Origin of the sequence: Thauera butanivorans NBRC 103042 (assembly GCF_001591165.1) — a bacterium.
GTDB lineage: Bacteria > Pseudomonadota > Gammaproteobacteria > Burkholderiales > Rhodocyclaceae > Thauera > Thauera butanivorans.
Genome location: NZ_BCUG01000007.1, coordinates 19,143 through 31,810, shown reverse-complemented (window position 1 = coordinate 31,810; position 12,668 = coordinate 19,143). Strand labels below are relative to the sequence as shown.

Genomic DNA, 12,668 nt, shown 5'->3' with positions numbered 1-12,668 from the left:
CCCGAACCTCCAGGAGAAGCTCCATGTCCGTCCAGGCCAGAATCCCCGCCACCATCGTCACCGGCTTCCTCGGCAGCGGCAAGACCACGCTGCTGCGCCACATCCTGAACAATGCCGACGGCCGCCGCATCGCCGTGATCGTCAATGAGTTCGGCGAGCTCGGCATCGATGGCGACATCCTGCGCGGCTGCGGCATCGGCTGCGACGAGGACGGCCGGGAACGCCCCGGCGAGCTGTTCGAACTCGCCAACGGCTGCCTGTGCTGCACGGTGCAGGAAGAGTTCTACCCGGTGATGCGCGAACTGATCGCGCGCCGCGGCGACATCGACCACATCCTGATCGAGACTTCCGGCCTGGCCCTGCCCAAGCCGCTGGTGCAGGCCTTCAACTGGCCCGAGATCCGCAACGCCTGCACGGTGGATGCGGTCGTCACCGTGGTCGACGTGCCCGCCGCCGCGTCCGGCCAGTTCGCCGCCAATCCGCCGGCGGTCGATGCCCAGCGCCGCGCCGATCCCAACCTGGACCACGAATCGCCGCTGCACGAGCTGTTCGAGGACCAGCTGTCGGCCGCCGACCTGGTCGTGCTGTCCAAGACTGACCTCGCCGACGCCGAGGCCCGCGCCCGCGTCGAAGCCCTGGTGCGCGAGGAGCTGCCGCCCGAAGTGAAGATCGTCGCCGCCGACCAGGGCCGCATCGAGCTCGGCATCGTGCTCGGCCTGGGCGCCGCCTCGGAAGAGAACATCCACCTGCGCCAGAGCCACCACGACCACGAGGAAGGCGAGGCGCATGACCACGATCACGACGCCTTCGACTCGGTGGTGGTCGACCTGCCGCTGGTCGAGCGCGAGCGCCTGCTCGAGATCCTGCACACACTCACCGCCGAGCACGCCATCTATCGCGTCAAGGGCTTCGCCGCCCTGCCCGGCAAGCCGATGCGGCTGGTGGTGCATGGCGTCGGCCGGCGCTTCGACAGCTACTTCGACCGCCGCTGGCTGGCGGACGAAGCGCCGCGCACCCACCTGGTGCTGATCGGCGAAGACCTCGATGCCGGCACCCTGCGCGACGCCCTGGCCGCGGCCGCCATCGCTGCCGACGCCCCTGCCGGGGCCGCCTGATGCACCTGCTCGCGGCCCAGCCCGGCGGCTTCGTCGACGACGCCTCGATCATCACGCGCATCGCGCAGGATCCGGCCGACATCGCCATCCTCAGCGCCGCCGACACCACGCTGGCGCTGCTCGCCGCCGCCTGGCCGGCCGCGAGCGACGGCATCGAAGCTTTCCCGACCCTGCGGCTGGCCAACCTGCTGCACCTGCGCCAGCCGGCGTCGGTCGACCTCTACCTCGACGACGTGCTGCAGCACGCCCGCGTCATCGTCATCGACCACCTCGGCGGCGAAAGCTACTGGCCCTACGGCACCGAACGCATCGGCGAGTTGTGCCGCGCACGCGGCATCGCGCTGGTGATGTTCTCCGGCGACACCACCGAAGACAGCAACCTGCTGCAGAAGAGCACGGTCGATGCCGAGACCTGCCGCACGCTGTGGCGCTACCTGCGCGAAGGCGGGCCGGCCAACGCGCGCGCCTTCCACCAGTTCCTCGCCGCTCAGTTCTTCGACCTCCCGCTGCAGGTGCCGCCGCCGCGGCCGCTGCCCGCGGTGGCGGTGTTCCACCCGCGCCAGGAACTCGGCTCGGTGGAGAGCTGGCGCGGCGACTGGCAGCCCGGCGCGCCCTGCGTCGCCGTGCTGTTCTACCGCGCCCACCTGCAGGCCGGCAACACCGCGGTGTTCGCCCACCTGTGCGACACGCTGGCCGCGCGCGGCATGAACCCGCTGCCGATCGCGCTGCTGTCGCTGAAGGACGCGCTGTGCGCCGACACCCTGCGCCGGCTGTGCCGCGAGCACGAAGTAGCACTGATCCTCAACACCACCGCGTTCTCGCAGTCCGCACTCGACGATCCCGGCGACCATGCGCTGGTCGACGACATCCCGGTGCTGCAGGTCATTCTGTCCGGCGGCAACGAGGAAGGCTGGCGGGCAGATCCGCACGGCCTGGCGCCGCGCGACATCGCCATGCACATCGCCCTGCCCGAAGTGGACGGCCGCATCATCAGCCGCGCGGTCAGCTTCAAGGGCCTGTCGCACCGCTGCGAACAGACCCAGTGCGACGTCGTGCAATACCGCCCGCAGCCCGAGCGCATGGCTTTCGTCGCCGAACTGGCGCGGCGCTGGTGCCGGCTGCGGGCACAGCCGAACGCCGGCAAGCGGCTGGCGCTGGTGCTGGCCAACTACCCCAGCCGCGAAGGCCGGCTGGGCAACGGCGTCGGCCTCGACACCCCGGCCTCGGTGATCGCCATCCTCGAACGCCTGCGCGACGAGGGCTACGCCACCGAGGCCATCCCGGCCGACGGCGACGCGCTGATGGTGCAGTTGAAGGAGGGCATCACCAACGACCCCGAGCAGTGGGCGCTGCGCCCGGCGCGGCAGAGCCTGGCGATGGAAGCCTACCTCGCCTTCTTCGAGCGCCTGCCGCAGGCCGTGCGCAACGCGGTGAACGAACGCTGGGGCCAGCCGACCGACGATCCGATGACGCGCCAGGGCCGCTTCATGATCGCCGGGCTGCGCTGCGGCCAGGTCTTCGTCGGCATCCAGCCCGCGCGCGGCTACGAGCTCGACGCCCAGGCCAGCTACCACGACCCCGACCTGGTGCCGCCGCACCACTATCTCGCCTTCTACTGCTGGCTGCGCGAAGTCTGGCGCAGCGACGCCATCGTGCACGTCGGCAAGCACGGCAACCTCGAATGGCTGCCGGGCAAGAGCGTGGCGCTGTCGGACGAATGCTGGCCCGACCTCGCCTTCGGCCCGCTGCCCCACCTCTACCCCTTCATCGTCAACGACCCCGGCGAAGGCACCCAGGCCAAGCGCCGCGCCCAGGCGGTGATCATCGACCACCTGATGCCGCCGCTGACCCGCGCCGAAAGCTACGGCCCGACGCGCGACCTCGAGCGCCAGGTCGATGAATACTACGAAGCGCTGATGCTCGATCCGCGCCGTGCCGAGCTGCTGCGTCGCCAGATCCTCGACCACATCCTGCGCCACGACCTGCATCGCGACCTCGGCTTCGACGAGCCGCAGACGGCCGAAGAAGAACAGCGCCTGCTCAACCGCACCGACGCCTACCTGTGCGACCTGAAGGAAGCCCAGATCCGCGACGGCCTGCACATCTTCGGCCGCTCGCCCACCGCGCGGCTGCGGCGCGACACCCTGCTCGCGCTGGCACGCCATCCGGTCGGCGACGGCCGCGGCGGCAAGGAAGGCCTGACCCGCGCGCTGGCCGCCGATCTCGGCCTGTGCGGCGAGGATGGCAACCGCTTCGACCCGCTCGATTCCGACTGGGGCCAGCCCTGGCAAGGCCCGCGTCCGGCCGTGCTCGCCACGCTCGGCGACGGCCTGTGGCGCAACGCCGGCCACACGCGCGAACGGCTGGAGCTGTTGGCGCTGCAGGTGCTGGAACAGGGCCTGCCGGAAGGCTCTGGTGAACAGACATCCACACGGTTTTCCCCTTCCTTCCCTACGGAGGAGAACCAGGAAAAAAGGGAAGCAGTCGAGGAAGCACCCCGTTGGCCCCGTACTGCTGCCGTGCTCGAGCGCATCGACCACGAACTGCGCCCGCGCCTCGACGCCTGCGGTCAACAGGAACTGCTGCAGCTGATGCGCGGTCTCGCCGGCCGCTTCGTGCCACCGGGGCCGAGCGGCGCGCCCACCCGCGGCCGCCCCGACGTGCTGCCGACCGGGCGCAACTTCTATTCGGTCGACACCCGCGCCGTGCCCACGCAGACGAGCTGGGCGCTCGGCCTGAAATCCGCCGCGCTGCTGGTCGAACGCTACGTGCAGGAGCACGGCGACTACCCGCGCGCGATCGGCCTGTCGGTATGGGGCACGGCGACGATGCGCACCGGCGGCGACGACATCGCCCAGGCCTTCGCGCTGATCGGCGTGCGGCCCAAGTGGGCCGACGGCAGCCACCGCGTGGCCGACTTCGAGATCCTGCCGATGTCGCTGTTCGACCGCCCGCGCATCGACGTCACACTGCGCGTGTCCGGCTTCTTCCGCGACGCCTTCGCCAACGTCATCCGCCTGTTCGACGCCGCGGTGCAGGCCATCGCCGAACTCGACGAGGCCGAGGACATCAACCCGATCCGCGCCCGCATCCTGCGCGAAGCCGCCATGCTCGCGGCCGAAGGCATGGACGCGGCCGAGGCCCGCCGCCACGCCGGTCACCGCATCTTCGGCGCCAAGCCCGGTGCTTACGGCGCCGGCCTGCAAGGCCTGATCGACGGCCGCAACTGGGACGACGACGCCGACCTCGCGACCGCCTGGCTCGAATGGGGCGGCCACGCCTACGGCCAGCACGACTACGGCAGCGAGGCCCGCGGCACCTTCGCCCGCCGCCTGTCAGGCATCGATCTGGTGATGCAGAACCAGGACAATCGCGAGCACGACCTGCTCGACTCCGACGACTACTACCAGTTCCAGGGCGGCATGACCACCGCGGTACGCCACCTCTCCGGCAGCCAGCCGGCAGTCTATTTCGGCGACCACGCCAACCCGCAGGCACCGGTGGTGCGCTCGCTGGAAGAGGAAATCAGCCGCGTCGTGCGCTCGCGCGTGACCAACCCCAAATGGATCGCCGGCATCAAGCGCCACGGCTACAAGGGCGCGTTCGAGATGGCGGCCACGGTCGATTACCTGTTCGCCTTCGACGCCACCGCCCGCGTCGTCCGCGACGACCAGTACGCCCGCGTCGCCGACGCCTACATCGAAGACGCCCACACCCGCGACTTCCTGCAGCGCCACAACCCCGACGCGCTGCGCGAAATGTGCGAACGCCTGCTCGAAGCCATGCAGCGCGGCCTGTGGCAATCGCCCGGCGACTGGCGCGAACGCATCGAACAGCACCTGCTCGCCGCCGAACAGCATCTGGAAAACCGATGAACCCTTCTTCCATTGACGCCCTCTTCGCCCCGGCTTCCGCCGCGCCCAGCTACCCCTTCGCCGCGCTGCACGGCCAGCCGCAGCTGCGCACCGCGCTGCTGCTCGCCGCCGTCGATCCGCTGATCGGCGGCGTGCTGATCGAAGGGCCGCGCGGCACCGCCAAATCCACCAGCGCGCGTGCGCTCGCCGAGCTGCTGCCGCGCGAGCACGGCGGTGGACGCTTCGTCGACCTGCCGCTGGGCAGCAGCGAGGAACAACTCGTCGGCTCGCTCGACCTCGAAGCCGCGCTGCAGCACGGCCGCGTCGCCTTCCGCCCCGGCCTGCTGGCCCGGGCGCACGACGGCGTGCTGTACATCGACGAAGTCAACCTGCTCGCCGACGGCCTGGTCGACCTGCTGCTCGACGTCTGCGCCAGCGGCATCAACCGCGTCGAACGCGACGGCGTCTCGCACCAGCACCCGGCGCGGCTGACCCTGGTCGGCACCATGAACCCCGAGGAAGGCGAACTGCGCCCGCAACTGCTGGACCGCTTCGGCCTGTTCGTGCGCCTGGGCGACACCCTCGCCACCGCCGAACGCCAGGCCATCGTGCGCGCCCGGCTGGCCTTCGACACCGACCCGGCCGCCTTCGCCCGCCGCTTCGACGCCGAACAGCGCGACCTCGCCCGGCGCATCGCCCGTGCCCGCAGCGCGCTGGCCGGCATCGGCTTCGGCGACGCCGCCCACGAGCGCGTTGCCGCGCTGTGCCACGCCGCCCAGGTCGAAGGCGTGCGCGCCGACCTCGTCATGCTGCGCGCCGCGCGCGCCCACGCCGCGCTCGACGGCCGCGGCGAAATCGCCGATGCCGACATCGACGCCGTGGCCGAACTGGTACTCGCCCATCGCCGCAAGGCGGCCGACGACGTTCCGCCGCAAACGCCGCAACACCGCGACGACACGGCTCCGGCCCAAGGCGACGGCAGCCGATCCACGAACGGACAAGCAAGCACCAGCACGTCCGACGACTCAGGCCAGCCGGACCCAAGCGATCAGCCGGACGACTGGGGCGCGCTGCCGCCGCAGCCGGTGCCGATCCACACGGTCAAGAACGTGAGGCCGCTGCATGCAAAAAAGCCCTGACGCGTCCGGCGGCCACGCCCGGCAGGGCCGCCGCCGGACGCGCACCCAGCCCCGCGAAGAAAGGCCGCCCCGGCCCGGCCACCGGCACGCGCCTCGACTGGCCGCGCACGCTGGCGGCCAAGGCCGACGCCGCGCTCGCCCCCGCCCACCTGCGTTGGCGGGCGCCGCCAACCGGCGGCGGCGTGCTGCACTGCATCCTGCTCGACTGCTCGGCGTCGATGCTGCAGGGCCGGCGGCTGTCGCTGGCCAAGGGCCTGCTGCTGCGCTGGACCGCCGGCTTCTACCGCCGCCGCGAAGAACTCGCGGTGATCGGCTTCTCCTGCCAGCAGGCGCGCGTGCTGCAGCCGCCGCGCAAGGCCGTCGCCTTCAACGAAGCCTGGATCGCCGCCATTCCCGGCGGCGGCGCCACGCCGGCACGCTCGGCCGTGGCGCTTGCCGACGCCTTGCTGCGCAAGCGGCGGCGAGCCGCGCCCGAACAGCACGTCGCGCTATGGCTGCTGACCGACGCCCGCTTCGACGACATCCCCCCGCGCCCGCGCGATGCGGACATCTGCACCGTGATCGATTTCGACGATGCGGCGGTTGCGCTCGGCCGCGCCGCGCGCATCGGCTCAGCCTGGGGCGCGGAAGTGATTCGCGCCGCCGATCTTGCCTGAAGCCGATGGAGCCCCCGCCCCTCACCTGTAACCCGCAGCGCCCACCCCCATCCTTTCCAAGGAGAAAACCATGCACATCGAACCCGGAATCGTCGAAGGCGCCAAGATGCTCCTGAGCTACGGCACCGCCGCCGCGGCGCTCGCCTGCACCGCAAAGACCTCGCTCGACACCATCAGGCGCGACGGCGCCGCCTCGCTGCTGCTGCGCGCCGCACTGGCCAGCCTGCTGGTGTTCTGCTTCTTCGAAGTCTTCCCCCACCACCCGGTCGGCGTCTCGGAAGTCCACCTGATCCTCGGCACCACGCTGCTGCTGATCTTCGGCCTCGCCCCGGCGGCGATCGGGCTGGCCGGCGGCCTGCTGGCGCAGGGCATGCTGTTCGCGCCCTTCGACCTGCCGCAATACGGCATTAACCTCACCACGCTGCTGGTGCCGCTGTTCGCCACCGCCGTATTGGCCAGGAAGATCATCCCCGCCGACACGCCATATGTGGACATCCGCTACAGCCAGGCGCTGAAGCTCTCGCTCGCCTACCAGGGCGGCATCGTCGCCTGGGTCGCCTTCTGGGCCTTCTACGGCCAGGGCATCGGTGCCGACAACCTGTCGCAGGTCGTCTCCTTCGGCGCCGCCTACATGACCGTGGTCATCGTCGAACCGCTGATCGACCTCGCGGTACTGGCCGCGGCGAAATTCCTCAACGGTCTGCGCAATACGATGTTCGTGGAGAAGCGCCTGTATACCGGGGCGCAGGGATAAACGAACAGCAAAACGGCGGGCGCACCAAACGCCCGCCGTTTCAGGGTGGCCAGCCCGCAGGATGTTCGCACTGCGGCAGCGAATGGCATCAGCCGCCGGACGCCCACGGCGCCCCTTTCAACTCCACGACATTTCCCTCCGGATCAGCCACATAGATCGACGGCCCGTCGCCTTCCGCTCCATAGCGGGATTCGACAGCGCCGGGCTCGACCCCCTTGCTCTCCAAGTGGCGGATGATCTCCTCTGCATCGAAGGGATCGATGCGAAGGCAGAAATGATCCAGATTCCTGCCCGCCTTCCCCGGCGCAGCCCCGCCCATGCTTCCCAGGCGGCCATCCACCGGAATCAGGTCTATCAGCGAAGCACCCGCCCTGAGCTGATACAGGCCAAGCTCTTCCTGAACCCTTTCCAACGAGCAGCCGATCACATCGACATAGAAATCGAGCATCGGCCGAACATCGGCCACCCTCAGCACGAGGTGGTCTATATGCTTTATTTTCAGCATCTCAATTCCTCTCTTTCAGGTCGATACGCTATCGAATCACCACAAGTCATGGGCGAGTGTGTGTAGCAGGAGAAGAAAATGTGCCCCTCATCAACGACTGCCGCGGCTTGCCGAAAACCGGATAGACGCCCTCGACATCTCGACAAAGTTGCACAGCCGGTATCCCTGCGGCTGCCAGGCGACGCCCGCTTCGCTGCAATCCCGCCGCTCAGTCTGCCCGCAGCAGGACGATGGCATGGCGCTGGCCGGTGCCGGGATCGAGGATGACGACGTCGATCCGCGAACCATCGCTGGAAACGACAAAGCTCGAATGCAGCAGATAGCCGTTCAAGGTGTGCGTACCCTCGCCGCGATTGCCGTTCAGCAGCGCACGGCCGGCAACGTAGCCGTCCTCCCCCATGCCCTGGAAGACGAGTTGCTGGCCCTGCTGGACGATTTCGATCTGGCCGCCCCCGGTGTCGTGCCACAGTCCGGTAAGGGGCCGCATCGTTCCGGCGGGCGCCGGCAGCGCCGCGGCAGGCGTGGGCGCGGCGGCGTAATCGATCTGCGGCATGTCCCGCATCGCCGGCGAATCGACGGCCGATGGCTCCGGCATCCAGACCTCGTCCTGCTGATCGGCGAGGTATCCGCCGACCAGCAGGACACCGAGCCCCGCAGCGATCCACCAGCGCTTCGAGTAACTGCCGCCAGGCTCGGGCGGCGGCGGTGGCACCGGCCGTGGTTCGGGTATCGCGAGAATGCGCCGCAGGGTGGCGACCAGTTGGCCGACGTCGTATTCCCAGCGCTTGTCGGACAGTTCGACCGCGTTGCGCCGCGCCAGCTCGGCGAGGTCGCCGGGCAGCGCTTCCGCCGAGGGCATCCCGGCACCGTCGACCAGCACCGGAATCACCCGCACGCCGGGACGCTTCAAGGCGGTGGCGATCTCGATCCGGGTGTAGTCGGCCGGGTCGTCGAGCCGGCGGCCGCCGGTTTCGCCGACGACGGAAAGCCATTGCGGACCGATCACTGCCAGCAGAACCGCACAGGCTTGCAGCGCATGCTCGATGGCATCGACGAAATCGGCTCCCGGCTCGATCGTCTCGACATCACGAAAGATCGGCACCTGCTCCAGATGGTCGCGAAGGTGGTCACTGAGCCGACCAGCGGCGCTCTGGCTGTCCTGACGCCTGTAGCTGACGAAGATCCCTTGCATCACACTCTCCCGGCAAGCCGCAGCTCGCTACCTGAACATAGCCTGTCCACAGCACCTGTGCGAGCGAGACAGCCTACGCCAACTCGCGAATCTTCACACGGGACCCGAACCGGGGTTTCTTCGCCGCTCAGGCCAGTTGCACGATCTGATTGAGCAGTGCCAGCACTTCGGCAAAGCGGGCATCGTCGATCCGCTTCATCGGGTGGGGCGCACCGCCGCGCAGGCGCCAGTCGAAGGATTTGGGCTGGTGGCAGAGCACGTAGCTGGTTTGCCCGGCCTTCCGGCCGCTGGCCGTGCCCACCGCCACTGCGAAGGGGTTGTCGGCATCGTAGGCCGCGGTGGTCATGGGTAGGCCGATGACCAGGGAGGTACGCGCATTGAACACTTTGGGCGACAGCACGAGGAAAGGATGCACGTCACGCATTTCATGGCCGCGCTGCGGATTGCAGTCGATCCAGATGACGTCCTGGCGATCGGGCGCTCAGGGTCGAAGCGGGCCAGGCGCTGTTCCAGCGTCAGGGCCGCATCGCGCAGCGGCGTGATGATGATCCGCTCACCTTCCACGCTGATGCGCACCTGCTGATCGACGTGCAGGTGCGCGGCGCGGGCCACGGCCGCGGGCAGGCGCACGCCGAGGTTGTTGCCCCAGTATTTGATGTCGAGGACGGTGTCGGCCATGCCGGTCTCCAGCAAATGTTTAAACAAAATATAAACATGCCTGGCCGTATCAACAACCGCGCTGTCGACGTCGACGCTCCATCAGGCCAGGTACCAGCTTTGAGTCACCCCCCACGCCGATACACGCAATACGCTTCATCCACCGTCCCCTGATCCAGATGCTGTTCGACGATGCGGTCGATGACGGCCTCGTCCAGCTTGCCGTACCAGGTTCCATCGGGATGGACGATCATCAGCGGGCCGTGGTTGCAGGGGTATTGGCAACTGGTCTGCAGCATCATCACGGTTTTCTGCAGCTTGCCGCTGGCGCGCAGGCGGTCGCCCAGGTGTTGCCAGAGCGTGGCCGCGCCGAGGGCGGCGCAGCGCGGCCCGAGGCAGAACAGCACGTGGCGCTGGTGCGGCGGGATGTTGGACCAGGCGATGGGGTCGCGCTGCCAGTCCTCGCCCGCCGTGCCCGCGACGTCGGGCAGTCGGCCGGCGGCACAGGTCTGGCGTGCCAGCAAGGTCGATAGTTCCGGCAGGCTGCCCAGCGCGGGGGCGAAGGCGATTTCCGGCAGCGGCCGATCTGACGACTGGCGCGCGCGCCAGCGCAGGGCGACTTTCTGCAACCAGCGCAGCAGGGATTTGTCGCCGGGGATGAATACCGGCTGCACGACGATCCGGCGCGCGCCGGCGCAGGCGTCCAGCGCTTCGGGCAGCGACGGGCTTTCGCGGTCGACGAAGGCGCCTTCCACCTGCGCGCCCGGCAGAGCCGTGCGCACGCCTTCGACCATGGATTGCATTTCTTCCCTGGCGGCGGGGCCGAGGCCGCCGCGCCCCAGCAGGATGATCGCGGTATCGGCGGGCAGGGTTTGCGGGGATTCAGACGGGATCATCGGGCATGAATTCGATATGGGGCCTGCCGGTTCGCGGGTGCAGGCGGATGGCGGCGCGGACGCCGTAAACGCTGGCGATGGTTGCTTCCGTCAGCACCTCGGCGGGAGTGCCGCTCGCGGCGAGGTGGCCGTTCTCCAGCAGGTAGAGCCGGTCGCAGTAGTGCGCGGCGATGTGCAGCTCGTGCAAGGCGGCGATGGCGGTGACGCCCAGGCTGCGGATCAGGTTCATGATCTCGAACTGGTAGCGCACATCCAGGTGGTTGGTCGGCTCATCCAGCACCAGCAGACCGGCCTGCTGGGCGAGCGCGCGGGCCATCAGCACGCGCTGCTTCTCGCCGCCGGACAGGGTGGCGAAGCTGCGCTCGGCCATTGGCAGCACGCCGGTGCGCTGCATCGCGGACTGCACGATGCCGGCATCGTGCCGGTCGTCGCGGGCGAAGGGCGATTTGTGCGGCGTGCGCCCCATCGACACCATTTCGCGCACGCTGAAGCCGCCGAAGCCGCCGCCGGCGTCGACACCGCCGCCCTGCTCCTGCGCCAGCACCGCCATCAGGCGGGCGTTCTCGCGCGCGGAGATTTCCCACACGTCACGGCCATCGACCGCCACTGCGCCCGCCGTCGGCCGCAGGATGCGGTAGATCATTCGCAGCACGGTGGATTTGCCGCTGCCGTTGGGGCCGATCAGGCCGACCAGTTCGCCTTCGCCGACATGCAGCGACACGTCCTCGACGATCGTCCGCGCCGTGCCGGAATGGGGTGGACGCCAGCGCAGATCGCGGGCCTGCAGCTTCATCGCCCCACTCCGGGCGACATGCCGCGCCGATACAGCATCCAGACGAAGAAAGGCCCGCCGATCAGCGAGGTGATGATGCCCACCGGCAGTTCGGTGGGTGCGAAGGCGATGCGCGCGCCCGCATCCACCCACACCAGGAAGATGGCGCCGACCAGCGCCGCCACCGGCAGCACGCGGCGGTGCTCGGTGCCCACCAGCATGCGGGTGACGTGCGGCACCATCAGGCCGATGAAGCCGATGGCGCCGCTGACGGCCACCATCACGCCGGTCAGCAGCGACACCAGCACGAACAGGCCGCGCCGCATCCGCGTCGTATCCACGCCCAGGGTGCTGGCGGTTTCGTCGCCGGCGAGCAGGGCATTCAACCCGCGCGCCTGCAGCAGCAGCCAGGCGATGCCCGCGACCAGCACCAGCGCCGGCAGGCCGAGTTCGTCCCAGCGGGTGCCCGCCAGGCTGCCCAGCGTCCACGACAGTACCGCATTGGCCAGCTCCCGCTGCCCGGCGGTCAGCGTGACGAGGCTGGTGACGCCGCTGAGGCAGTAGCCGATCGCCACGCCGCCCAGGATCAGCCGCGGCGCCAGCAGCCTGCCGCTGCTGTGCGCCAGCCAATACACCGCGACGCAGGCCAGCAGCGCGCCCGCGAACGCGCCCAGCGGCAAGGCGTAGACACCGGCAAAGCCCAGCACACCATAGGCCAGCACCAGCACCGCGCCGACCGAGGCGCCGGACGACACGCCGAGCAGATAGGGGTCGGCCAGCGGGTTGCGCACCATCGCCTGCATGGTCACGCCGACCACCGCCAGCCCGGCGCCCACCAGCGCCGCCAGCAGCACGCGCGGCATGCGTATCAGCCACACGATCTGGTGCTGGGCGTGCGTCCATTCGCCTGCCGCGGAGGGCAATCCCAGGCGCAGCACGAGCTCGTGGCCGGCGATGCGCCAGACGCTGCCCGGCGCAATATCCACCGGCCCCAGCGTGATGCCGAAGGTGATCGACAGCAGCAGCAGGCCCGCCAGCGCCGCCAGCAGCACCGGCATGCGGCGGCGGACCGATGCGGGCACAGGCGCCCGGCTGCCCGGCGCTGCGGACCTGCCTGCGCGAACCTCC

At 69.6% G+C, this 12,668-nt stretch carries 12 protein-coding genes; 5 read left to right on the top strand and 7 right to left on the bottom strand.

All coding sequences use genetic code 11. From position 1 onward, the window contains the following. The first annotated feature begins 23 nt into the window (after positions 1–23). From cobW to TBU01S_RS03685, 5 genes are all read left to right on the top strand, one after another. Positions 24–1,115, top strand: a complete 1,092-nt coding sequence (gene cobW, locus TBU01S_RS03705) for a cobalamin biosynthesis protein CobW (protein ID WP_068635289.1) — start codon at positions 24–26, stop codon at positions 1,113–1,115. Next, a complete protein-coding gene (gene cobN / locus TBU01S_RS03700; RefSeq protein WP_068635288.1) occupies positions 1,115–4,990 on the top strand; it encodes a cobaltochelatase subunit CobN in 3,876 nt (1,291 codons plus the stop codon). Before cobW ends, cobN begins: the two co-directional genes overlap by 1 nt. After that, entirely contained in the window at positions 4,987–6,108 is a 1,122-nt protein-coding gene (locus TBU01S_RS03695; RefSeq protein WP_068635287.1) for a magnesium chelatase ATPase subunit I, read from the top strand. The genes cobN and TBU01S_RS03695 overlap by 4 nt, the downstream gene beginning before the upstream one ends. A 182-nt stretch (positions 6,109–6,290) precedes the next feature. Continuing rightward, positions 6,291–6,764, top strand: a complete 474-nt coding sequence (locus TBU01S_RS03690) for a vWA domain-containing protein (RefSeq protein WP_245650844.1) — start codon at positions 6,291–6,293, stop codon at positions 6,762–6,764. A gap of 70 nt (positions 6,765–6,834) precedes the next feature. Continuing rightward, positions 6,835–7,518 (top strand): energy-coupling factor ABC transporter permease, encoded by a 684-nt coding sequence (locus TBU01S_RS03685; protein WP_068635286.1) that lies wholly within the window; start codon positions 6,835–6,837, stop codon positions 7,516–7,518. Between the two features lie 88 nt (positions 7,519–7,606). On the opposite strand, the gene TBU01S_RS03680 is transcribed toward TBU01S_RS03685, so the two are convergent. From TBU01S_RS03680 to TBU01S_RS03655, 7 genes are all read right to left on the bottom strand, one after another. Then, positions 7,607–8,023, bottom strand: coding sequence for a VOC family protein (locus TBU01S_RS03680; RefSeq protein WP_068635285.1), 417 nt, complete (start codon positions 8,021–8,023; stop codon positions 7,607–7,609). A 208-nt stretch (positions 8,024–8,231) separates the two neighbouring features. Next, positions 8,232–9,215, bottom strand: a complete 984-nt coding sequence (locus TBU01S_RS03675) for a toll/interleukin-1 receptor domain-containing protein (RefSeq protein ID WP_068635284.1) — start codon at positions 9,213–9,215, stop codon at positions 8,232–8,234. 127 nt (positions 9,216–9,342) lie between these two features. After that, the gene (locus TBU01S_RS03670; RefSeq protein WP_245650843.1) at positions 9,343–9,639 is read right to left on the bottom strand and encodes a type II toxin-antitoxin system PemK/MazF family toxin; all 297 of its coding nucleotides are present in this window, start codon (positions 9,637–9,639) and stop codon (positions 9,343–9,345) included. Beyond that, positions 9,558–9,893, bottom strand: coding sequence for an AbrB/MazE/SpoVT family DNA-binding domain-containing protein (locus tag TBU01S_RS23745; RefSeq protein WP_157659090.1), 336 nt, complete (start codon positions 9,891–9,893; stop codon positions 9,558–9,560). The genes TBU01S_RS03670 and TBU01S_RS23745 overlap by 82 nt, the downstream gene beginning before the upstream one ends. 104 nt (positions 9,894–9,997) lie before the next feature. After that, complete coding sequence (locus tag TBU01S_RS03665) at positions 9,998–10,768, bottom strand: (2Fe-2S) ferredoxin domain-containing protein (RefSeq protein ID WP_068635282.1); 771 nt, start codon at positions 10,766–10,768, stop codon at positions 9,998–10,000. Further along, positions 10,755–11,561: an ABC transporter ATP-binding protein gene (locus TBU01S_RS03660; protein ID WP_068635281.1), complete on the bottom strand. Its 807-nt coding sequence runs from the start codon at positions 11,559–11,561 to the stop codon at positions 10,755–10,757. Before TBU01S_RS03660 ends, TBU01S_RS03665 begins: the two co-directional genes overlap by 14 nt. Next, positions 11,558–12,622 carry a FecCD family ABC transporter permease gene (locus TBU01S_RS03655; protein ID WP_217999559.1) on the bottom strand — a complete coding sequence of 355 codons (1,065 nt, stop codon included), beginning with the start codon at positions 12,620–12,622 and terminating at the stop codon, positions 11,558–11,560. The genes TBU01S_RS03660 and TBU01S_RS03655 overlap by 4 nt, the downstream gene beginning before the upstream one ends. Positions 12,623–12,668 lie beyond the last annotated feature (46 nt).

Bases quoted from the DNA above. Each gene is read 5' to 3' on its own strand.
- cobW (WP_068635289.1), top strand. From the start codon at position 24: ATGTCCGTCCAGGCCAGAATCCCCGCCACCATCGTCACCGGCTTCCTC.
- cobN (WP_068635288.1), top strand. From the start codon at position 1,115: ATGCACCTGCTCGCGGCCCAGCCCGGCGGCTTCGTCGACGACGCCTCG.
- TBU01S_RS03695 (WP_068635287.1), top strand. From the start codon at position 4,987: ATGAACCCTTCTTCCATTGACGCCCTCTTCGCCCCGGCTTCCGCCGCG.
- TBU01S_RS03685 (WP_068635286.1), top strand. From the start codon at position 6,835: ATGCACATCGAACCCGGAATCGTCGAAGGCGCCAAGATGCTCCTGAGC.
- TBU01S_RS03680 (WP_068635285.1), bottom strand. From the start codon at position 8,023: ATGCTGAAAATAAAGCATATAGACCACCTCGTGCTGAGGGTGGCCGAT.
- TBU01S_RS03675 (WP_068635284.1), bottom strand. From the start codon at position 9,215: ATGCAAGGGATCTTCGTCAGCTACAGGCGTCAGGACAGCCAGAGCGCC.
- TBU01S_RS03670 (WP_245650843.1), bottom strand. From the start codon at position 9,639: ATGCGTGACGTGCATCCTTTCCTCGTGCTGTCGCCCAAAGTGTTCAAT.
- TBU01S_RS23745 (WP_157659090.1), bottom strand. From the start codon at position 9,893: ATGGCCGACACCGTCCTCGACATCAAATACTGGGGCAACAACCTCGGC.
- TBU01S_RS03665 (WP_068635282.1), bottom strand. From the start codon at position 10,768: ATGATCCCGTCTGAATCCCCGCAAACCCTGCCCGCCGATACCGCGATC.
- TBU01S_RS03660 (WP_068635281.1), bottom strand. From the start codon at position 11,561: ATGAAGCTGCAGGCCCGCGATCTGCGCTGGCGTCCACCCCATTCCGGC.